Here is a 21436-nt window from a genome sequence, read left to right on the forward strand (position 1 = left end):
GCAATTCATGCGCCAGACCGTGGACATTACCGGCGGCCTCCCGCGTCCTCGCGGCAAGCCCGGAGATTTCACCGCCGACCGCCGCGTGCTGGTCCTGATCGGCATGGCGGTGCTGGTCGGCAGCCTCGGCGCCGGAGCCGCGTGGGTGCTGCTTAAGCTGATTGCGCTGGTGACCAATCTGGTCTGGTTCGGTCATATCAGCACCGAGAATGTCTCGCTCGCGAACGCCCATCCGGGAATCTGGATGGTGCTGGCGCCGGCGCTCGGTGGCCTCGTGATCGGGCTGATGGCGCGGTTCGGCTCGGAGAAGATCCGCGGCCACGGCATCCCCGAAGCGATCGAGGCGATCCTGATCGGCGGCAGCCGGATGCAGCCGAAGGTCGCGATCCTGAAACCGCTGTCCTCGGCGGTGTCGATAGGAAGCGGCGGTCCGTTCGGCGCCGAGGGGCCGATCATCATGACCGGCGGTGCGATCGGCTCGATCTTCGCGCAGTGCTTCCATCTCACCGCAGCCGAGCGCAAGACGCTGCTGGTCGCCGGTGCCGCTGCCGGCATGACGGCGATCTTCGGCACGCCGATCGCGGCGGTCCTGCTCGCAGTCGAACTGCTCCTGTTCGAATGGAAGCCGCGCAGCTTCCTGCCTGTCGTGACGGGGGCGGTGATCTCGGCGGCGTGGCGCCCGTTGCTGTTCGGGACAGGGCCATTGTTTCCGTTCGCGGAGCGGCCGGATCTGCCCTGGTGGGGACTGGCAGCTGCGGTCGGCGTCGGGATCGTGGCCGGCCTGCAATCCGGCCTGATGACGCGGCTGCTCTACGCGATCGAAGACCTGTTCGACCATCTACCGGTGCACTGGATGTGGTGGCCGATGCTCGGCGGCCTCGCCGTTGGCCTCGGCGGACTCATTGATCCGCGCGCGCTCGGCGTCGGTTACGACGTGATCGCCGATCTGTTGTCGGGTCACATGGCGCGCGACGAGGCGATCCGGCTGCTGCTGGTGAAGTCCGCGATCTGGGTGATCGCGCTGAGCTCGGGTACGTCAGGCGGCGTACTGGCGCCGCTGCTCATCCTCGGCGGCACGGCCGGCTGGATCGAGGGACTGGTGCTGCCCGGCGGAACGTCGTTCTGGGCGCTGGTCGGGATGGCCGCGATGATGGGCGGCACGATGCGCTCGCCGCTGACAGGCGTGATGTTCGCGATCGAGCTGACCGGTAACATCGACATGCTGCTGCCGTTGCTGGCGGCAACCGGCGCGGCGCATGCGGTTACCGTGCTGCTGCTGAAGCGCTCGATCCTGACCGAGAAGATTGCGCGCCGCGGTCAGCACATCACGCGCGAATACGCGATCGATCCATTCGAGCTGCTGCGCGCCGCCGATGTCATGGTGACGAATGTCGACACGCTGCCGGTCGACATGCCTGTCGACGCGGCGGTCGCTTTCTTCACCTCCGATCAGCGCCGTCACAAATCCTATCCGGTGGTCGCCGCCGACGGGCGGCTCGCCGGCATGGTCACCCGTGCCGACGTGCTGCGCTGGCGCACCGAGGGCGATCACCAGGCCGCAACGCTCGACGATGTCGTGTCGGATACGTCGGCAGTGGTGGCACATCCCGACGACGTCCTGGGGCGGGTCGCCGATCTCATGGTCGCCTCGGATATCGGCCGCTTGCCGGTGGTCGACCGCGCCAACCATCGTGTGGTGGGTCTGGTGGCGCGCAAGGATCTGCTGCGAATTCGCGCGGTCGTGAATGCGCAGGAGGAGGACCGCAACGCATATTTCCTGCGCGAAAAGGCGCTTGTGCCGGAGGCGCGGATCGCGGAAGCTCAGCCCCTCTGAATTCCAGCACCGAAATTCCAGCACCGACAGGAATGAGCATGACTCGCGTTCGCTGTATCACCGAGATGGGCATGGGCGTGGACGTCCACGGCAAGGACGCCACCAAAGCGGCCAAGCGCGCGGTGTCGGATGCCATCAGGCATTCGAGCCTCGGTTTCTTCCGGATGATCAACAAGACCGCGAACGACATGTTCGTCGACGTCACGATCGCCGTGCCGAATCCGGAAAGCGTGGACAAGGAAGCCGTCGCCAAGGAGCTGCCTTACGGCACGGTGACCGTCAACGCGGTCAAGGGTGGGCTGGAGATTCCCTCGGCCCCGGAACAGGGCAACGACCCCATCCTCATCGCCAATGCCGCCGTCATCGTCAGCTTCGAGAAGGATTGAGACTGTGTCCGACGGTGACGTGACGCTGCTGGATCGCCCGATCTGGAGCGCGCTCACGACCAGCCACAAACATCTGGCCGAAGGGGGCCCGCGCGCGCTGCGCTACCCCGTGGACATGACGCCGTTTGCCGACATGGTCGACATGTCCGAAGCGAGCTTTGCCGCGCTCGGCGATCTTCTCTCCGGCTCGCGGGTCGCCGCGCTGTTTACGCCTGATACGGTCGACGTTCCCGCCGGCTTCAAGGTCGTGCTCGCCGGACCCTGCGAGCAGATGATCGGCTCGCCCGCCGACAGCCCGCTTCGCGACGCCGAGATCGTCAGGTTGGGTGCGGCTGACGTTCCCGCCATGATGGCGCTGACCGAGTTGACCAAGCCCGGTCCCTTCGCGCGACGCACGCACGAGCTCGGCACGTTCCTCGGCATCCGCACCGGCGGCGAATTGGTCGCGATGGCCGGCGAGCGCATGAAGCCGGGCAATTTCGTCGAGATGACGGCCGTCTGCGTCCACCCTGATCATCGGGGGCGAGGCTACGCGCAGGCACTGCTCGCGGCGGTCGCGCGCCAGATCGAGGCACGCGGCGAAATTCCGTTCCTGCACGTGTTTTCGAGCAACTCGTCAGCCATCGCGCTGTACCAGCGGCAGGGGATGCGGATTCGGCGCCGCCTGCACGTCACTGCGTTCATGAAGCAGGACTGAGCTGCGCCGTTCGGACGGGCTTCATATCCGGCGAATTCACGCTATATCGATCCCAACCATCATTGGGGGAAGCACATGGACGCCAGAACACCTGATTTTTCCGCCACACGGACGGCAATGCAGCGTTACGTCGATCAGGAGATCATTCCTGGCGCATCCTGGACGGTGCTGCGCGGGCGCGAGGTCGTCGATCAGCAATGCGTCGGTTTCGCCGATCGCGAGGCGAGTACCGCGCTGCGGCCCGATCACATTTTTCGGGCGTTTTCCAATACCAAGATCTTCGTCACCTGCGCGGTCATGCTGCTGGTCGAGGAAGGCCGCATCGGGCTTGATGATGTCGTCGAGAAATTCTTGCCGCAACTCGGCAATCGCAAGGTGCTGAAGCCGGGCGCTTCGAGCCTTGCCGACGTCGAGCCAGCCAAGAGCCCGATCACGGTCCGCCAGCTTCTCACCCATGCGGCCGGCCTCAGCTACGGCATCTTCGATCCCGGCTCGGTGCTGTTCAAAGGCTATAACGAGGCGATCATCCTCAATCCGCTCACGCCGCTGACCGGCATGATCGACCAGCTCGCCGATCTGCCGCTGTCCTATCATCCCGGCTCGTCCTGGGAATATTCGGTTGCGACCGACGTGCTCGGGCGTGTCGTGGAGGTCGTCTCCGGCAAGCCGCTCGACGCCGTCTTCAAGGCGCGCATCTTCGAGCCGCTCGGCATGACCGACACCGGCTTCCACGTGCCGGACGGGCAGCAGGGCAGGTTGGTCGCGCTGTACAATGGTGCCGACGTGCTGGACCCGATGAAGCCCGGCCTCACCCGGGCCGACAATTTGCCTTATCCGCAGGCCTATCGACGGCAATTCCCGCGGCTGTCGGGCGGCGGCGGGCTGGTCTCGACCTTGCCCGACATGCTCGCTTTGGTACGGGCGCTGCTACCCGGCCCGGGTGCGCTGCTGAAGCCGGAGACGCTGCGGCAGATGATGACGAACCAGTTGCCCGCAGGCCAGACCATCCGCTTCGCCAATCTCGGCCCGATCCCCGGCAAGGGCTTTGGCCTCGGCGGCGCCGTCACCTTCGCGCCGATGCCGTTCGATCCCCCGAATTCCACCGGCGAATTCCAGTGGGGCGGCCTTGCCGGCACCCATTGGTGGATCTGCCCGCAGGCCAATACCGCCGGCGTACTGATGACGCAGCGCTACATGGGTTTCTGGAATCCATTCTTCTTCGAATTCAAGCGTCTGGCCTATCAGTCCGTCGGACGCTGAGCGCGAAAAACATTGCACGGTGCCGCGAATCCTTTTGGGTCGTCGCGCCCTCTCTTGATGGTCGGGGCATTTTGCTTCGGCTCATCTCGGAGGATGTGATGGCATTTTACAGGAAGAACATCGGCGGCCTTCATCAGGCGGTGCGGATTGCCTTAGGCGTCGCGGTGGCGGTCGCCGCATTCGCGTATTTCAGCGGCGCTGCGGCGTGGCTGGTTGCGCTCGGCGGCGCCGGCTTCGCGCTGACCGGCCTAGTCGGCTATTGTCCGATCTGCGCGATGGCCGGCATCGGAAGGGGAGGGGTGTCGTGAGAGCCGCCGTGATCTCGCCAAACCTGTTCGAGGCCGCGCGCCTCGGCGATCCCCAGGCGATCGCGTCTCTGCTTGAGACGGCGCAGCCGAACATCCGTCGCTATGCCCGCGCCACCTGCCGCAACTCGGCGGATGCCGAGGATGCGACGCAGGAGGCGCTCTGGATCCTGTTTCGCCATGTCGGCACGATCCGTTCGTGGCTCGCGTTTTCGGCCTGGCTGTTCAGCGTGGTCCGCCGCGAATGCCTGCGGCTCGCCCGCAAGGCGGGGCTCGCGCCGGCGATTGACGACGGAGAGGCGGAGGCGCTGCTGCTGTCGCGCCCAGAAGCCGATTTGCGGCTCGACGTCGCGGCAGCCTTCGAGGCGCTGCCGCCGCACTACCGCGATGTCGCGCTGATGCGCGACGTCAAGGAAATGACCATCGACGAAATCGCCGTCGCACTCGATACGACAAGGCAAACCGTGAAGGCACGCCTGCATCGCGCCCGCGCCCTGATGCGCGAATATCTGACGAGGTGAGCCATGACCTGTTATCAAAGCCCTGACGATCTGAAATCGATCCCGGACTTCGTGGCGCTCGCGCCGGTCGAGGCCAGCGCGTTCCTTGCGTTCAACCACGCGGTCGAGCGCAAGGACGGATTGATCCCGCCAAAATATCGCGAGCTGATCTCCCTCGCGGTCGCACTCACCACGCAATGCGCCTATTGCCTCGACGTGCACACGGCGCAGGCGGCGAAGGCCGGTGCAACGCGCGAGGAAGTCGCGGAGGCCGCATTGATTGCGGCGGCTGTTCGCGCCGGCGGCACGCTCGGCCATGCACTGTTGGCGCAGCGCCTGTTCGAGCGACATCGGAGCGAGGGCACGGGATGAACGAGCGCGGGTCGGCGGCTGGATCGTACGCGTGAACAACTATCTCGGCCTCGACGGATTTCGCTTCGGCTGGGTCGCTGCCTGGATCGACGCGAGCGGCGATCATGGCTTCGATTATTCACCCGGCCTGACGCGCTTGCTCGCGATGCCGCACGCGCGTGCGATGATCGATATGCCGATCGGATTGAAGCCGAGCGGCTATCGCATCTGCGATTTGCGCGCACGCGAGCTGGTCGGTCCCGCCGTGTTTCTCGGCGCGCGCCGAGACCTCTGGACATTCGCCGACATGGCGGCAGCCAATCGCCACTATTGGGAGCGCGAAGGCAAGGGCAGGGGCGTATCGGCACAGCTCTGGAATATCAGAGACAAGATCAGGGACGTCGACGAGATCATGACGCCGGCGCGGCAGGCGACAATCGGCGAAGCGCATCCGGAATTGATCTTCTGGAATCTCGCAGGGTGTGTCCGGCTTGCGAAGAAGACATCCGCGGAAGGCCGTGAGCAGCGCATCGCGCTCCTCGCGCAACGCGGCTTCACGCGCCTGCCGAAATGGTTGACCCAACGTCACGGCACCGGCATCGGCCGCGACGATCTTATCGACGCCTGTGCTTGCACCGTCGCGGCACGCGACAGCACGCAACGTGTCGGCGGGGAGGAGGACCCGCACGGGCTGCGGATGGAGATCAACTATTGAGGTGGGCAGCCGGCTCATGAACCGGGAAAAAGCGGCAATTTATTTGAAGCCTGCAGGAACTGTCGATGGTCCGCCCGCGTTCCCTGTGCGAACCGGTGTGAGAGAAGCTCGTGCGATGAATGATACCAGTCAGTTCGCGACCGCGATGCTCGCGCTTGTTTTCACCGGAGCGCTGCACGTTACCGGGCAGCGCTTCATCGAGCAGCGCGTACAGCGCGATATGACTTACGCCACCAGCCATTTGCTACGGCCATTGTGACCTGATCCCGGTGCGGGAAATCGATCTGAGCACTCGACCTTGCGTCGTTCGTCCGCTCGCCTAGATTAGGCGGCGTCTCATGAACGAAGCCGGGGTCCCGATGTCCGATCTGTCCGCCTTTCCCATCACCAAGCGCTGGCCAGCCAAGCACCCGGAGTTGCTCCAGCTTTATTCGCTGCCGACGCCGAACGGCGTCAAGGTCTCGATCATGCTGGAAGAGATCGGGCTTCCTTACGAAGTCCACCTCGTCGATTTCGGCAAAGACGATCAGAAGACGGCGGAATTCCTCTCGCTTAATCCGAACGGCAAGATCCCGGCGATCCTCGATCCGAACGGTCCCGGCGGTAGGCCGCTGCCGCTGTTCGAGTCCGGGGCGATCCTGCAGTACCTCGCGGAGAAGACCGGCAAGCTGCTGCCGCAGGATGCGGCGCGCCGTTACCAGACGCTCGCGTGGCTGCATTTCCAGATGGGCGGCATCGGGCCGATGTTCGGCCAGGTCGGCTTTTTCCACAAATTCGCCGGCAAGGATTTCGAGGACAAGCGGCCGCTCGAGCGCTACGTGGGCGAGGCCAAGCGCCTGCTCGGCGTGATGGAGACGCATCTTACCGGCCGGCAATGGTTCATGGATGACGACTACACCATCGCCGACATCTCCATGCTCGGCTGGGTGCGCAACCTCATCGGATTCTACGGCGCCGGCGATCTCGTAGAATTCGGCCAATTCAAGTCGGTGGGCGCCTGGCTCGAACGCGGCCTTGCGCGTCCTTCCGTCCAGAGCGGGCTGAACATTCCGAAGCGGCCTTAAGGCTAGAACAGCCGTCCGCCGTTCGGCACGGGCTTGCTCGGCTGCACCAGCACGACCTTGCCCTCGGCATCGGGGAAACCGAGCGTCAGTACCTCCGAGACGACCGGACCGATCTGGCGCGGCGGGAAATTGACGACGGCCGCGACCTGTTGGCCGACCAGCGTCTCAAGCGGATGGTTTTCGGTGATCTGCGCCGAGCTCTTGCGCACGCCAATCGCGGGACCGAAGTCGATCCACAGACGCCAGGCCGGCTTGCGCGCCTCCGGGAACGGTTTTGCATCGACGATGGTGCCGACGCGAATATCGACCGCGAGGAAGCTGTTGAAGTCGATGGTCGGCGACGCGTTAGCGGCTGGATCGTGGGTGACGTGCATGGAGTGTCCGTTCGGAGAGCTGGCGTCGTTCGCAATATTGTCGCGCGAACCGGAGTTGCGTACAACGCTTGGGGATCACGATACGACGCATGCGCGAGGAACGTCTTGCCCAACATCATCTACGGCATCAAGAACTGCGACACCATGAAGAAGGCGCGCGCCTGGCTCGACACCCATGGCGTGACTTACACGTTTCACGACTACAAGACGGAGGGGGTGGAGAAGGACAAGCTCAAGCAGTGGAGCGACAAGGTCGGCTGGGAGACGCTGCTCAATCGCGCCGGGACGACCTTCAGGAAGCTTCCCGATGCCGACAAGGAAGGCTTGAGCGAGAAGAAGGCGCTGGCGTTGATGCTAGCGCAACCATCGATGATCAAGCGGCCGGTGCTGGAAATTGGCGGCAAGGTGCTGGTCGGCTTCAAGCCGGAGATCTACGCCAAGGATTTCGGCGCCAAATCGCGCTGACGGCTAGTTCAGCGCGATGATCGCGGTGGTGACACCGGAGCCCGACTGGTCCGCGAACTCGACCAGTTCGGCGGGCGCGATGCGGCCGGGAGCGCGATGGAACAGGTCGCGGTCGATCACCGCGCGCGATCTCGGGCGCGGCAGCGCGTCATTTCCGCGCATCAGGTTCTTGATCTCGAAGCCGCCGTCCTCGCAGAAGGTCTTGAGCGATGCGATGATGTGACAGATATTGCCGTCGACCTGGAACGGCAGCAGCAAGCGCTCATAGGCGACGATCCGCCCGTAAATGTCGTCGACGTCGGCAACGCTGTAGACGGGAAGGCCGCGCGCCACGCATTCATAATAGACCGGCATCACAAAGGGCACGAGTCGCGGCCCGATATAGTCGTCGAGCAGAACGCCCTTACCCGTGTGTCCATAGGCGCGCGAGATGCGCGTACCTTCGCTCTGGATGGTCAGACGCGGTTTCGGCGCCGAAATATCGACCGTATAATAGATGAGATCGGAGAGCTCTTCCTCGAGCCGCTCGGGCTGGTACTCCCAGATCGCCGGGGCCATCTGCTCGCGCGCATAAAGCCGCAGCCACGTGTTCAGGAGATCACGCTGCCTGATCGACTTCACCACAGAAGGAGCGGCGCTTGCAAAATCCACGATAATATTCCCGACGTATAAAACCCGCGCATGATCCTGGTTGCGGGAAAATTTTCTATGAAGGCTGGCGCATGGACCGAAAGACCGTTAACGACGGCTTGATAACCGGCGCCTTGCGACCGGGAGGCTGGGCAGGCGACATCAAAACACGTCCGACTAAGGGAGCATAAGTCTCCCGGCCGGAGGCCTGACCTGCTCAGCTTTCCGCCTTGCCTTAACCCCCGTCACCTCCGGCATATTCCGCGCCCGGAGGCGGCGTTCCGGAGAGGCTCCAAGGCCTCCGGAAAAAGGCCTCCGGAAACCGAAGCAACAAGGACAGCCACGCGTGTTGCGCGGGCAGGGGGAAAACTGTTTGGCCGATGAGTTCATTCTCGAAACGGAAGGCTTGACCAAGGAGTTCGCGGGCTTCTTCGCCGTCCGCGACGTTGCGCTCAAAGTTCGCCGTGGGAGCATTCACGCGTTGATCGGCCCCAACGGCGCCGGCAAGACGACGTGCTTCAATCTTTTGACCAAGTTCCTCAAGCCGTCTGCCGGAAAAATCCTATACAAGGGGCAGGACATCACCACGATGGCGCCCGCCGACGTGGCTCGCCTGGGGCTGGTTCGTTCGTTCCAGATCTCGGCGGTATTTCCGCATCTCACCGCGCTGGAAAATGTCCGCGTCGCGCTTCAGCGCCAGCACGGCAGCTCCTTCGATTTCTGGCGCTCCAAGTCCGTGCTCAACCAATTCAACGATCGCGCGCGCGAATTGTTGAACGATGTCGGCCTCAGCGAGTTCGCCAATACGCCCGCGGTCGAGATGCCCTACGGGCGCAAGCGCGCACTGGAGATCGCAACCACGCTTGCACTCGACCCCGAGATGATGCTGCTGGACGAGCCGATGGCCGGCATGGGCCACGAGGACATCGACAAGATCGCCGCGCTGATCAAGCGCATCTCCGCGAAATATACCATCCTGATGGTCGAGCATAATCTGAGCGTCGTAGCCAACCTCTCCGACATCATCACCGTGCTGACGCGCGGGCAGGTGCTCGCGCAAGGCCATTACAGCGAACTCACCAAGGACGAACGCGTCAAGGAAGCCTATCTGGGAGCCGGTCATGGTTGAGACTGCAACCGCGCAAGCTCCCGCAAAGACCGCGAGCGGCGGCAACATCCTTCAGGTCCGCAACCTGGAAGCCTGGTACGGCGAGTCCCACATCCTGCACGGGATCAATTTCGACGTGAATGCAGGCGAGGTCGTCACGCTGCTCGGGCGTAACGGCGCCGGCAAGACCACCACGCTGAAGTCGATCATGGGCATCATCGGCAAGCGTACCGGCTCGGTGAAGTTCAACAACCAGGACATCATCCGCACGACCTCGGACAAGATCGCGCGCATGGGCATCGCGTTCTGTCCGGAAGAGCGGGGGATATTCTCCAGCCTCGACGTGCGGGAGAACCTGATGCTGCCGCCGGTGGTGCGCCCAGGGGGATTGCCGCTCGAGCAGATCTTCGATCTGTTTCCGAACCTGAAGGAACGGCTCAACAGCCAGGGAACCAAACTCTCCGGCGGCGAGCAGCAGATGCTCGCGATCGCGCGCATCCTGCGCACCGGCGCGAACTTCCTAATGCTGGACGAGCCGACCGAGGGTCTCGCGCCCGTCATCATCCAGCAGATCGGCCACACCATTGCGCGGCTCAAGAAGGAGGGTTTTACGATCCTCCTGGTCGAGCAGAACTTCCGCTTCGCATCCACCGTCGCCGACCGCTATTACGTGGTCGAGCACGGCAAGATCATTGACGGATTTTCCAATGCGGAGCTTGCCGCCAACATGGACAAGCTCCACACCTATCTCGGCGTTTAAAGCATGATCCGGAAAAGTGTGTAGCGGTTTTCCGAAAGATCATGCTCAACAAAAGAACTGCGAACGAGAAAATTCAAAAGGAAAGTTGCATGAAGACCATGTCGATTGCGTCATTGCTGCTGACCACGGCGCTCACCTTCGCCGTAACAGGCGTCGCGTCCGCGCAGGACAAGACCGTCAAGATCGGCGCGCTGTCCGATCAGTCCGGACTCTACGCCGACCTCGGCGGACCGGGCTCGACGCTCGCCGCGCAGATGGCCATTGAAGATTCCGGCCTGGCTGCGAAGGGCTGGAAGATCGACCTCATCTCGGGCGATCACCAGAACAAGCCCGACATCGGCACCGCGATCGCGCGGCAATGGTTCGACGTCGACAAAGTCGACATCATCGTCGACGTGCCGAATTCCGGCGTGGCGCTGGCCGTCAACAACGTCGTCAAGGAGAAGAACGGCGTCTACATCAACTCGGGTGCGGCGACCTCCGACCTCACCAACGCGCAGTGCTCGCCCAATACCGTGCACTGGACCTACGACACTTACATGCTGGCGCATACCACCGGCCAGGCGCTGGTGAAGGCCGGTGGCGACACCTGGTTCTTCCTGACCGCGGACTACGCTTTCGGCGCGGCGCTGGAGCGCGACACCACTGCGGTCATCACCGCCAATGGCGGCAAGGTGGTCGGCAGCGTCAAGCATCCGCTGAACACGCCGGACTTCTCGTCCTTCCTGCTCCAGGCGCAGGCCTCCAAGGCCAAGATCATCGGCCTTGCCAATGCCGGCGGCGACACCACCAACACGATCAAGCAGGCGGCCGAGTTCGGCATCGTCAAGGGCGGCCAGAAGCTCGCGGCGCTGTTGCTGTTCCTCACCGACGTCAAGGCGATCGGGCTCGAGACCGCGCAGGGCCTCAACTTCACCGAGACCTTCTACTGGGACATGAACGACAAGACCCGGGCGTTCTCCAAGCGCTTCGCCGAGAAGATGAAGAGCAACGCGCCGCCCACCATGGTGCAGGCTGGCGTCTATGCAGGCGTGCGTCACTATTTCAAGGCGCTGGAAGCGCTCGGCGGCAACCCGCATGACGGCGCCAAGGTCGTCGAGAAGATGAAGTCGATGCCGACGGAAGACGATCTGTTCGGCAAGGGCGAGATCCAGCCCAACGGCCGCACCATCCACAATGCCTATCTGTTCGAGGTGAAGAAGCCCTCCGAGTCCAAGGGACCGTGGGACTTCTACAAGCTGGTCGGCACGGTGCCGGGCGACCAGGCCTTCACGCCGCTGTCCGAGAGCAAGTGCGCGCTCTTGAAGAAGTAAGATAACCGCCCGCAGGCCATCAGGCCTGCGGGCGACTTTCAGGGAACGCCGAAGGGACCGGGTGCGGGATCGATGCAGGCTCTTTACGCTCAGCTACTGGTGGGACTGATCAACGGCTCGTTCTACGCGCTGCTCAGTCTCGGGCTTGCCGTGATCTTCGGCATGCTCAACATCATCAATTTCGCCCATGGTGCGGTCTACATGATGGGCGCGTTCGCTGCCTATTTCCTGCTGAACCTCGGCGGCATCAACTACTGGTGGGCGTTGCTGCTTGCGCCGATCATCGTCGGCATCTTCGGCATGATCCTGGAGCGGACCATGCTGCAATGGCTGACCGGGCTGGATCATCTCTACGGTCTGCTTCTGACCTTCGGCATTGCGCTGATTGTGCAGGGCGTGTTCCAGAACTACTTCGGCTCCTCCGGCCTGCCTTACGCCATTCCGGACCAGCTCAAGGGCGGCATGAATCTCGGATTCATGTTCCTGCCCGTCTATCGCGGCTGGGTCGTCATCTTCTCGCTGGTGGTCTGCATCGCGACCTGGTTCCTGATCGAGGAAGACACGGCTCGGCGCTTATTTGCGTGCAGCCACCGAAAACCCGACGCTGGTGCGCGCCTTCGGCGTCAACGTGCCGCGCATGATCACGCTGACCTACGGCCTCGGTGTCGGCCTTGCCGCGCTCGCCGGCGTGCTGTCGGCGCCGATCAACCAGGTGCGGCCGCTGATGGGAGCCGACCTCATCATCGTCGTGTTCGCGGTGGTCGTGATCGGCGGCATGGGATCGATCATGGGCTCCATCATCACCGGCTTCGCGCTCGGTGTGATCGAGGGCATGACCAAGTATTTCTACCCCGAGGCCTCCAACACCGTCGTGTTCGTGCTGATGGTGCTGGTGCTCTTGGTGAAGCCAACGGGATTGACGGGAAGGGCGGCCTGATATGACAGCCTTGACGGACGACACACTGCCGGCCCCCCCGCGCGCGATCCGCGACGAGATGATCGTGTTCGTGGTGATGGCGCTGCTGCTGGCTGCGGTGCCATTCAGCGGCATCTATCCGTTCTTCGTGATGCAGGCGCTGTGCTTCGCGCTGCTGGCCTGTGCATTCAATCTCCTGATCGGCTATGGCGGCTTGCTCTCGTTCGGCCACGCGATGTTCATGGGCACCGCCGGCTATTGCAGCGCGCACGCGCTGAAAGTGTGGGCGTTGCCGCCGGAACTCGGCATCCTCGTCGGCATTGCCGCGGCGTTCGGGCTCTCGCTCATCACCGGCTTCATCTCGATCCGCCGCCAGGGCATCTATTTCTCGATGATCACGCTGGCGCTGTCGCAGCTGCTGTACTTCATCTACCTCCAGGCGCCGTTCACCCATGGTGAGGACGGCATCCAGGGCATCCCGCAGGGCCGCATGTTCGGCGTGTTCGATTTGACCAAGCCGACCGTGCTCTACTACGTGGTGCTGGTCGGCTTCCTCGCCGGCTTCCTGCTGATCTACCGCATCATCAATTCGCCGTTCGGCGAAGTCCTGAAGGCGATCCGTGAGAACGAGCCGCGCGCGATCTCGCTCGGTTACCGGACCGATCAGTACAAGTTCCTGGCTTTCGTCCTGTCGGGCACGCTCGCCGGCTTTGCGGGATCGCTGAAGGTGTTCGTGGCGCAGAACGCTTCGCTCACCGACGTGCACTGGTCGATGTCCGGCGAGGTGGTGCTGATGACGCTGGTCGGCGGGCTCGGGACCATCTTCGGGCCCGTGGTCGGTGCCTTCGCGATCATCGCCATGCAGCAATATCTGGCGAGCTTCGGCCAGTGGGTGACGGTGATCCAGGGCTCGATCTTCGTGATCTGTGTGCTCACCTTCCGCCGTGGCGTCATCGGCGAAATCGCGCATTACCTCCGGCGTTCGCTGTAAGTTATTGATGTATCAGAAAAATCGGTGGCGCGCGAAAGCGGTGGATGATCCGACTCCACAGGTGTGAGGTGGCACGCGCGTGGATCGAAAATGGTCTATGACAGTTTCATGACGGCCCGCTTGGGCTAGGCCATTATCCAAATCCAACCGGTTGTCTCTCCCCCATGATGCGATTGTTTCGCGCTTTCCTGCCCAAGGAAGAACGGTTCTTCGACCTGTTCGACCGCCACGCCCAGACCGTGATTCAGGGCTCGATCGCGCTCCAGGGCATGCTCAACGGGGGCGAGGAGACGCCGGTCTATTGCCAGCGCGTCAACCAGTTCGAGAACGACGCCGACAACATCACCCGCGAGGTGCTGACGGCGGTGCGCCGCACCTTCATCACCCCGTTCGACCGCGGCGACATCAAGAACCTGATCACCTCGATGGACGACGCCATCGACCAGATGCAGCAGACCGCCAAGGCCGTGATGCTGTTCGAGGTTCGCATCTTCGAGCCGCCGATGCGGGAGATCGGCGTGCTCTTGGTGGAATGCGCCAATCTGGTCGGTCGCGCGTTGCCGCTGATGCAGGCGATCGGTCAGAACGTGGCCATGCTGACTGCGATCACGGAAGAATTGACCAAGCTCGAGGGGCGCGTCGACGACCTCCAGGATATCGGGCTGAAGGAACTCTTCCTCAAGCATCGCGACGGCAACGCGATGGATTTCATCGTCGGCGCGGAGATCTACGACCATCTCGAGAAAGTCGCCGACCGCTTCGACGACGTCGCCAACGAGATCAACAGCATCGTCATCGAGCAAGTTTAGGGCAGGGGCCGCGCCGTGGATGTTGCGTTGGGTCTTCCCGTCCTGGTCGGACTGATCGCCGTCGCGCTGCTGTTCGACTTCCTGAACGGCCTGCACGACGCCGCCAATTCGATCGCGACCATCGTCTCGACCCGCGTGCTGCGGCCGCAATTCGCGGTGTTCTGGGCCGCGTTCTTCAATTTCGTCGCCTTCATGGTGTTCGGGCTGCACGTCGCCCAGACCATCGGCACCGGCATCATCGATCCCGCGATCGTGGATGCCCAGGTGATCTTCGCGGCGCTGGTCGGCGCCATCGTCTGGAACCTCGTAACATGGGCGCTCGGCATCCCATCGTCTTCGTCCCACGCATTGATCGGCGGTCTATTTGGTGCCGGCGTGGCCAAAGCCGGCCTTTCGGCGGCGGTCTGGAGCGGATTGTCCAAGACGGTGATCGCGATCGTGCTGTCTCCGCTCGTCGGCTTCCTGCTCGCGATGGTACTGGTTGCGATCGTCTCCTGGGCCTCGGTGCGCTCCACGCCCTTTGCCGTCGATCGCGCCTTCCGCATCCTGCAGTTCGCCTCTGCTTCGCTCTATTCGCTCGGCCATGGTGGCAATGACGCGCAGAAGACCATGGGCATCATCGCCGTGCTGCTCTATTCGCAGGGCCAACTTGGCGGCGAATTCTTCGTGCCCTTCTGGGTGGTGCTCTCCTGCCAGGCGGCCATGGCAATGGGCACGCTGATGGGTGGTTGGCGCATTGTCCGCACGATGGGATTGCGGATTACAAAACTGACCCCGATGCAGGGCTTTTGCGCCGAGACCGGCGGTGCCGCGACCCTGTTCATGGCGACCTTTCTCGGTGTGTTCCCGTCTCGACCACCCACACCATCACCGGCGCGATCGTCGGCGTCGGCGCCGCCCGCCGCCTCTCGGCGGTGCGCTGGAATGTCGCCAGCTCGATCGTCTATGCCTGGGTCATCACGATGCCGGCCTCGGCCATCGTCGCCGCGCTGACCTGGTGGGCAGTACAGATATTCATCAGGTAACGAACTTCAGCCCGACAATCCCGGCGACGATCAGCCCGATGCTGGCGAGGCGGAACGCGGTGGCCGGCTCGCCGAACAGGATGATGCCGAGCGTCGCGGTGCCGACCGCGCCGATGCCGGTCCAGACTGCATAAGCGGTTCCAATCGGCAGCGATTTGAGGGCAAGCCCGAGCAGGATGATGCTGCCGCCCATGGCCCCGAGCGTGAGGACAGACGGGACGAGCTTCGTAAATCCCTCGGTGTATTTGAGGCCGATCGCCCAGGCGATCTCCAGGAGACCGGCGACGAACAGGATGCTCCAGGCCATGGCGACCCTCCCTTCGAGGCAGGGTCGTCCCCGCGACTGGCGTGCTGATGGGCGGGAAGGCCGTCCTTCCCAAGCCTTGATCCAAGCCCGATATGGGGCTGGCCGGAAGGCTCTGCAATCACCAAATGAGGCTTGATAAGGCTCATTTTCCCTGCCAAACGCTGCCGCAATGTCCGACATCGCCACCACAGCCGAATCGCCGGCCCGTTCCTCGCTTGCCGCTGAAGTGTCGCGGCGGCGGACCTTTGCGATCATTTCGCATCCGGACGCCGGCAAGACCACGCTGACCGAAAAGCTGCTGCTGTTCGGCGGCGCCATCAATCTGGCCGGCCAGGTCAAGGCCAAGGGCGAGCGGCGCAACACGCGTTCGGACTGGATGAAGATCGAGCGCGAGCGCGGCATCTCGGTCGTGACCTCGGTCATGACCTTCGAGTTCGAGGGCCTCGTGTTCAATCTGCTGGACACGCCGGGCCACGAGGACTTTTCGGAAGACACCTATCGCACGCTCACGGCTGTCGATTCCGCCGTCATGGTGATCGACGCGGCCAAGGGCATCGAGGCGCGGACCCGAAAGCTGTTCGAGGTGTGTCGTCTTCGGGACATCCCGATCATCACCTTCATCAACAAGATGGACCGCGAGAGCCGCGATGTCTTCGATCTGCTCGACGAGATCGAGAAGACGCTGGCGCTCGACACCACGCCGATGACCTGGCCGGTCGGCCGCGGCCGCGAGTTCCTCGGTACCTACGACGTCGTCAATGGCGGCGTGCGCTTGCTCGAAGGCGGCGGCGCCAAGACCGGTGCGGCGCAGCAGATCGAGATCGCCGAGCTCGCCAAGCTCAATGCCAATCTCGATGTGTCAGCGGTCAAGGACGAGCTCGAGCTCGTCACCGCGGCGTCAAAACCGTTCGAGCTCGAAGCGTTTCGCGAGGGCCATCTGACGCCGGTCTATTTCGGCAGTGCGCTGCGCAATTTCGGTGTCGGCGACCTGCTGCAAGGCCTCGGCAAGTTCGCGCCCGAGCCGCGCGCGCAGGAGAGCGACCAACGCAGGGTCGAAGCCACCGATCCGCGCATGAGCGCCTTCGTGTTCAAGATCCAGGCCAACATGGATCCGAATCACCGCGACCGCATCGCCTTTGCGCGTCTGTGCTCCGGCAAGCTCAGCCGCGGCATGAAGGCGAAGCTCGTGCGCACCGGCAAGAGCATGCCGCTGTCGAGCCCGCAATTCTTCTTCGCGCAGGACCGTTCGGTTGCGGACGAGGCTTATGCCGGCGACGTCGTCGGCATTCCCAATCATGGCACGCTGCGCATCGGCGACACGCTGACCGACGGTGAGGATTTCAACTTCGTCGGCGTGCCGAGCTTTGCGCCGGAAATCGTCCGCCGCGTGCGTCTTACGGATGCGATGAAGGCGAAGAAGCTGAAGGAAGCGCTTCAGCAGATGTCGGAAGAGGGCGTGGTGCAGGTGTTCCGCCCGCGCGACGGCGCACCCGCGTTAGTTGGCGTCGTCGGTGCGCTCCAGCTCGACGTGCTGAAGGCGCGGCTGGATGCGGAATATTCGCTGCCGGTCGAGTTCGAGGTGAGCGAGTTCCAGCTTGCGCGCTGGGTCTCCTCGGATGACCGCAAGAAGCTCGACACCTTCATCGCCGCCAACACATCCAGCATCGCCGACGATGTCGATGGCGATCCCGTGTATCTGGCGAGGAACGAGTTCTACCTCGGCTACACCCGGGAACGGGCCGAAGGCATTGAGTTCACCAACGTCAAGGACGTCAAGAAGAAGGGCTAGGGTGCGCGCAAACGGGTCGCGCGCGAGCACGTGAATGCGCGGGACTTGACGTGTGCACTGACGATGCCACCTTTCTCCATGTGGCACTGGGAGCTCGCATGATGTGGCGCGGCATCCTTGTTTTCCTCCTGCTGGCGATCTCGACGATCGCCGCGGACGCGCGGCCCCGGCAGATCAACCCCATACCGTTTTCGCATGAGCCATGCAGCGTGCTCGACGGCAGGCCCTGCACGCCGTCCTATTGCAGCCCGCTCGAGCCTGGTCCCTGTATTCCCGAGATCGATTATCCCTACGGACAGAACCTCCAACTCACGATCCAAAGCGTACCGGCGGAGGCCGATCGCGCCAAATACCAAAAGCCCGATCACGATCTCGACACGATCGGCGATCTCTTCGCCGAGCTGCGCACCTGCTGGTCGCCGCCATCGGACAATACGCGGGCGGGCATGCAGATGGCGGTGCGTTTCAGCTTCAACAAGGCGGGTGGACTGATCGGTCCGCCGCGCCTGACCTTTGCGACCTCGGGCGTTCCCGCCGAGACTAGAACCACCTACCTCAATGCGATCAAATCATCGTTGAACGCCTGTCTGCCGCTGAAATTCACGGGCGGTCTTGGCGGTGCCCTCGCCGGGCGGCCGATCGCGATCCGGTATGTCGACAATCGCGAGATCGGCAAGTAGCGCATCAGTTGCGACCCGCCGCCAATCGATGATACGCCATGGGCTGGGGCACTGGTTGAGGGGAGAATCTCGTGGGTCTGGTGGTCATGATCCTGGGGCTTGCGCTGTTTTTTGCGGCCCATGTTTTCACGACGAAACGCGAGGCGCGCGCGCAGGCGATCGCGAGACTGGGCGAGGGGACCTACAAGATCCTTTACTCGCTTGTCTCGCTCGCGGGGCTCGCGCTGATCATCTGGGGCTTCGCCCACTACCGTGCGACCGGCTGGATCGACGTCTGGTATCCGCCGAAGGCACTGAAGCACATCACGCTCGCGCTGATGTTGCCCGCGGTCATCCTGGTGGTTGCGTCATATCTGCGCGGCCGCATCTATGCGACGCTGAAGCATCCGATGCTGGCCGGCATCAAGCTGTGGGCGGCGGCGCATCTGTTGGCCAATGGCGATCTCGGCTCCATCATCCTGTTCGGCTCCTTCCTGGGCTGGGCGGTGTACGATCGCATTACGCTGAAGCGTCGCACCGATGGCGGCGGCCCGCCGATTCCCAGTGGGCGGCGTCACCAATGATCTGATCGCGGTCGCGGTCGGAATCGTCGCTTATCTGGCGCTGGCTTTTGCGTTCCATCCGGTCGTGATCGGTGTTCCCGTGATCGGCACCTAGCCGATCAGCACAAGACAGGACCGGCATGCCCATGCGCGGAAGGTAACAAGAGCAACAAGCCAAGGGCGTTCCGATGGACTGGTCGCAATCTCAGATCCCGCCGATGCGGTTCGAGGCGCGCTTCGGCGAACGGGTAGTGCCGGCATTTTGCGATCGGCCGTCGAGCCTGTGGGCGATGATTGCGGACGCCTGCGCCCGCAATGCCGACGGTGAAGCGCTGATCTCAGGCAATGTCCGGCTGAGCTGGGGGCAGGCCGCGGAGCAGGCCGCGCGGATCGCGGCGGGCTTTCGCAAGCTCGGATTGCAGCGCGGCGATCGTGTCGCGATCCTGCTCGGCAACCGCGTCGAATTTCCGCTGTTGCTGTTCGCTGCCGCTCATGAGGGGCTGGTCACGGTGCTGCTCGGCACGCGGCAGCAGAAGCCGGAAATCGCCTATGTGCTCGCCGACTGCGGCGCCAAGATACTGATCCACGAGGCGGCACTAGCGGAGCGGCTGCCGGATGCGCGGGATGTGCCTGATGTGATCCACCGCATCGCCGTCGACAATGATCCGGCTCTGTCGCATTTCGCGGTGCTCGTCGACAACGCACCGGCCCCGGCGCCGGTCGAGACCAGCGAGGAGGACACCGCGATGATCCTCTACACCTCGGGCACGACAGGCAAGCCGAAGGGCGCGATGCTGGCCCATTGCAACGTTGTCCATTCCTCGATGATCTTTGTGTCCTGCCTGCAATTGACGCAGGCGGACCGTTCAATCGCGGCGGTGCCGCTCGGCCACGTCACCGGCGTCGTCGCCAACATCACGACGATGATCTGCTGCGGCGGCGCGCTGATCATCATGCCGGAATTCAAAGCCGCCGAATACCTCAAGCTCGCCGCGCGCGAGCGCGTCACCTACACGGTGATGGTGCCGGCGATGTACAATCTCTGCCTGCTCCAGCCCGATTTCGAAAGCTATGATCTCTCAAGCTGGCGCATCGGTGGTTTTGGCGGCGCACCGATGCCGGTTGCCACCATCGAGAAGCTCAAGGCGATAATTCCCGGGCTCGAGCTGACGAACTGCTACGGCGCGACCGAGACGACATCGCCGTCCACGATCATGCCTGGCGAGTTGACGGCAAGCCATATCGACAGCGTCGGCCTGCCGTGTCCGGGTGCGCGTATCCTGGCAATGGGGGCGGACGGGCATGAGCTGCCGCATGGCGAAATCGGCGAGCTCTGGATCCAGAGTGCCTCGGTCATCAAGGGCTATTGGAACAATCCGAAGGCCACGGCCGAAAGTTTTACCAGCGGGTTCTGGCATTCCGGCGATCTCGGCTCGGTCGACAACGAGGGATTTGTCCGGGTGTTCGACCGGCAGAAGGACATGATCAACCGTGGCGGCCTCAAGATCTATTCGGCCGAGGTCGAATCCGTGCTGGCCAGCCATCCCGCCGTGGTCGAAAGCGCGATCGTTGCCAAGACATGCCCGGTGCTGGGCGAACGCGTTCACGCGGTGGTGGTGACGCGCGCGCTGGTGGACAGCGAGGCCTTGCGCGCCTGGTGCGCGGAACGGCTGTCCGACTACAAGGTCCCCGAAACCATGGTGATCACCGCCGAGCCGTTGCCGCGCAATGCCAACGGCAAGGTGCTGAAGCGGCAGTTGCGGGAACTCGTGGGAACCTGAGGCCGGGCAGGTGGGTTTCTCTCGGGTTGTCCCGGGTGGTTAACGCCTTGATCGGGCTCGCTTTGCCTTGCCACCGCCATATCGTTAGGCTACCTCGCCGCCACGTGGGGACCGGGATTCCTGACGCGAACGCTTTGGCGCGCGCACCCGGACGGGCATGGGATTATCATAAGTGTCTGAATTATTTGACGAAGTCGACGAGGAAGTACGTCGCGAACAGCTCAAGAAGCTGTGGGATAAATATTCGATCTTCTTCATCGCCCTGATGGTGCTGATCGTTGCCGCCGTAGGTGGCTGGCGCGGTTACCAATATCTGGAGGCCCAGAAGGCCGCCGAGGCCGGTGCCGCTTTCGAGAAGGCCGCTGAGCTGTCCGAGCAGGACAAGCACGCGGAGGCCGAAGCGGCCTTCACCGAACTCGCCGCCAAGGCTCCGTCGGGCTATCGCACATTGGCGCGGCTGCGTGCGGCAGCCGAGACGGCGGCCCGCGATCCCAAGGCGGCCGCCAAGCTGTATGACGACATTGCCGCCGACCGCAGCGTGGGCGGTGAGTGGCAGGATCTGGCGAAGCTCCGCGCGGCCGGCCTCCTGCTCGACAGCGCCGGCTATGCCGACATGCAGCAGCGGCTGGAAGCCTCCGCCGCGCCCAAATCGACCTTCCGTCACAGTGCCCGCGAGATGCTGGCGCTGTCGGCCTGGCGCAACAACGACATGACTGCGGCCCGCAAATGGCTCGATGCGATCGCCGAGGACGGCGAAACGCCGCCCGGCCTGCGCTCACGCGCCGAGGCCCTTCAGGCCCTGCTGCCTCCCGTCGCCAAAAGCTGACGGCCCGA

23 protein-coding genes and 3 pseudogenes are annotated in these 21436 nt (G+C 63.5%); 23 read left to right on the plus strand and 3 right to left on the minus strand.

Annotated elements, in window-relative coordinates:
- The first annotated feature begins 7 nt into the window (after positions 1-7).
- The 10 genes from ACVWYI_RS17690 to ACVWYI_RS17735 all read left to right on the plus strand — a co-directional run bounded on the left by ACVWYI_RS17690 (position 8) and on the right by ACVWYI_RS17735 (position 7112).
- Positions 8-1834: a chloride channel protein gene (locus tag ACVWYI_RS17690; protein ID WP_456662753.1), complete on the plus strand. Its 1827-nt coding sequence runs from the start codon at positions 8-10 to the stop codon at positions 1832-1834.
- A gap of 38 nt (positions 1835-1872) precedes the next feature.
- On the plus strand, positions 1873-2220 hold the full coding sequence (locus ACVWYI_RS17695; protein ID WP_247346143.1) for a Lin0512 family protein: 348 nt from the start codon (positions 1873-1875) through the stop codon (positions 2218-2220).
- Between the two features lie 4 nt (positions 2221-2224).
- Positions 2225-2917: a GNAT family N-acetyltransferase gene (locus tag ACVWYI_RS17700; protein WP_456662754.1), complete on the plus strand. Its 693-nt coding sequence runs from the start codon at positions 2225-2227 to the stop codon at positions 2915-2917.
- Positions 2918-2992: 75 nt separating this feature from the next.
- On the plus strand, positions 2993-4177 hold the full coding sequence (locus ACVWYI_RS17705; RefSeq protein WP_456662755.1) for a serine hydrolase domain-containing protein: 1185 nt from the start codon (positions 2993-2995) through the stop codon (positions 4175-4177).
- 98 nt (positions 4178-4275) lie between these two features.
- Positions 4276-4485, plus strand: coding sequence for a YgaP family membrane protein (locus ACVWYI_RS17710; RefSeq protein ID WP_247346149.1), 210 nt, complete (start codon positions 4276-4278; stop codon positions 4483-4485).
- Positions 4482-5003 (plus strand): RNA polymerase sigma factor, encoded by a 522-nt coding sequence (locus ACVWYI_RS17715; protein WP_456650332.1) that lies wholly within the window; start codon positions 4482-4484, stop codon positions 5001-5003. Before ACVWYI_RS17710 ends, ACVWYI_RS17715 begins: the two co-directional genes overlap by 4 nt.
- 3 nt (positions 5004-5006) lie before the next feature.
- Positions 5007-5354, plus strand: a complete 348-nt coding sequence (locus ACVWYI_RS17720) for a carboxymuconolactone decarboxylase family protein (RefSeq protein WP_354103661.1) — start codon at positions 5007-5009, stop codon at positions 5352-5354.
- 31 nt (positions 5355-5385) lie between these two features.
- The gene (locus ACVWYI_RS17725; protein ID WP_456650331.1) at positions 5386-6048 is read left to right on the plus strand and encodes a DUF429 domain-containing protein; all 663 of its coding nucleotides are present in this window, start codon (positions 5386-5388) and stop codon (positions 6046-6048) included.
- A gap of 16 nt (positions 6049-6064) precedes the next feature.
- Positions 6065-6307: a hypothetical protein gene (locus ACVWYI_RS17730; RefSeq protein ID WP_456662756.1), complete on the plus strand. Its 243-nt coding sequence runs from the start codon at positions 6065-6067 to the stop codon at positions 6305-6307.
- A gap of 100 nt (positions 6308-6407) precedes the next feature.
- The gene (locus ACVWYI_RS17735) at positions 6408-7112 is read left to right on the plus strand and encodes a glutathione S-transferase family protein (protein ID WP_456662757.1); all 705 of its coding nucleotides are present in this window, start codon (positions 6408-6410) and stop codon (positions 7110-7112) included.
- 2 nt (positions 7113-7114) lie between these two features.
- Here ACVWYI_RS17735 and ACVWYI_RS17740 read toward each other — a convergent pair whose 3' ends face one another.
- Positions 7115-7486: a tRNA-binding protein gene (locus tag ACVWYI_RS17740; protein ID WP_456662758.1), complete on the minus strand. Its 372-nt coding sequence runs from the start codon at positions 7484-7486 to the stop codon at positions 7115-7117.
- Between the two features lie 105 nt (positions 7487-7591).
- On the opposite strand from ACVWYI_RS17740, the gene ACVWYI_RS17745 reads away from it, so the two are divergent.
- Positions 7592-7951, plus strand: coding sequence for an ArsC family reductase (locus tag ACVWYI_RS17745; protein WP_354046868.1), 360 nt, complete (start codon positions 7592-7594; stop codon positions 7949-7951).
- A 3-nt stretch (positions 7952-7954) separates the two neighbouring features.
- Here ACVWYI_RS17745 and ACVWYI_RS17750 read toward each other — a convergent pair whose 3' ends face one another.
- Positions 7955-8602 carry a hypothetical protein gene (locus ACVWYI_RS17750; RefSeq protein ID WP_456662759.1) on the minus strand — a complete coding sequence of 216 codons (648 nt, stop codon included), beginning with the start codon at positions 8600-8602 and terminating at the stop codon, positions 7955-7957.
- Positions 8603-8954: 352 nt separating this feature from the next.
- Between ACVWYI_RS17750 and ACVWYI_RS17755 the strand changes: the two genes are divergently transcribed.
- From ACVWYI_RS17755 to ACVWYI_RS17785, 7 genes and pseudogenes are all read left to right on the plus strand, one after another.
- Positions 8955-9710, plus strand: a complete 756-nt coding sequence (locus ACVWYI_RS17755; protein ID WP_247346176.1) for an ABC transporter ATP-binding protein — start codon at positions 8955-8957, stop codon at positions 9708-9710.
- Positions 9703-10449 carry an ABC transporter ATP-binding protein gene (locus ACVWYI_RS17760; protein WP_247346178.1) on the plus strand — a complete coding sequence of 249 codons (747 nt, stop codon included), beginning with the start codon at positions 9703-9705 and terminating at the stop codon, positions 10447-10449. The genes ACVWYI_RS17755 and ACVWYI_RS17760 overlap by 8 nt, the downstream gene beginning before the upstream one ends.
- An 89-nt stretch (positions 10450-10538) precedes the next feature.
- Positions 10539-11762 (plus strand): ABC transporter substrate-binding protein, encoded by a 1224-nt coding sequence (locus ACVWYI_RS17765; protein ID WP_456662760.1) that lies wholly within the window; start codon positions 10539-10541, stop codon positions 11760-11762.
- 72 nt (positions 11763-11834) lie between these two features.
- Positions 11835-12699 (plus strand): annotated as a pseudogene (locus tag ACVWYI_RS17770) (branched-chain amino acid ABC transporter permease).
- A 1-nt stretch (position 12700) separates the two neighbouring features.
- Positions 12701-13669 carry a branched-chain amino acid ABC transporter permease gene (locus ACVWYI_RS17775; RefSeq protein ID WP_247446872.1) on the plus strand — a complete coding sequence of 323 codons (969 nt, stop codon included), beginning with the start codon at positions 12701-12703 and terminating at the stop codon, positions 13667-13669.
- A 164-nt stretch (positions 13670-13833) separates the two neighbouring features.
- Positions 13834-14478, plus strand: coding sequence for a DUF47 domain-containing protein (locus ACVWYI_RS17780; RefSeq protein ID WP_247346192.1), 645 nt, complete (start codon positions 13834-13836; stop codon positions 14476-14478).
- Positions 14479-14493: 15 nt separating this feature from the next.
- Positions 14494-15503 (plus strand): annotated as a pseudogene (locus ACVWYI_RS17785) (anion permease).
- On the opposite strand, the gene sugE reads toward ACVWYI_RS17785, so the two are convergent.
- A complete protein-coding gene (gene sugE, locus ACVWYI_RS17790; protein ID WP_456662761.1) occupies positions 15496-15810 on the minus strand; it encodes a quaternary ammonium compound efflux SMR transporter SugE in 315 nt (104 codons plus the stop codon). The pseudogene ACVWYI_RS17785 and the gene sugE sit on opposite strands and share 8 nt — an antisense overlap.
- Positions 15811-15979: 169 nt before the next feature.
- Here sugE and ACVWYI_RS17795 point away from each other — a divergent pair, with 169 nt between their 5' ends.
- From ACVWYI_RS17795 to ACVWYI_RS17815, 5 genes and pseudogenes are all read left to right on the plus strand, one after another.
- Positions 15980-17599: a peptide chain release factor 3 gene (locus ACVWYI_RS17795; RefSeq protein ID WP_456662762.1), complete on the plus strand. Its 1620-nt coding sequence runs from the start codon at positions 15980-15982 to the stop codon at positions 17597-17599.
- Between the two features lie 101 nt (positions 17600-17700).
- Positions 17701-18279 (plus strand): hypothetical protein, encoded by a 579-nt coding sequence (locus tag ACVWYI_RS17800; protein ID WP_456664536.1) that lies wholly within the window; start codon positions 17701-17703, stop codon positions 18277-18279.
- Between the two features lie 71 nt (positions 18280-18350).
- Positions 18351-18936 (plus strand): annotated as a pseudogene (locus tag ACVWYI_RS17805) (NnrU family protein).
- A 73-nt stretch (positions 18937-19009) separates the two neighbouring features.
- Positions 19010-20602, plus strand: coding sequence for a class I adenylate-forming enzyme family protein (locus tag ACVWYI_RS17810; protein WP_456662763.1), 1593 nt, complete (start codon positions 19010-19012; stop codon positions 20600-20602).
- Between the two features lie 172 nt (positions 20603-20774).
- On the plus strand, positions 20775-21428 hold the full coding sequence (locus ACVWYI_RS17815) for a tetratricopeptide repeat protein (RefSeq protein ID WP_247346212.1): 654 nt from the start codon (positions 20775-20777) through the stop codon (positions 21426-21428).
- Positions 21429-21436: the final 8 nt, after the last annotated feature.

The sequence above is a fragment of the Bradyrhizobium sp. LB13.1 genome, assembly GCF_054056815.1.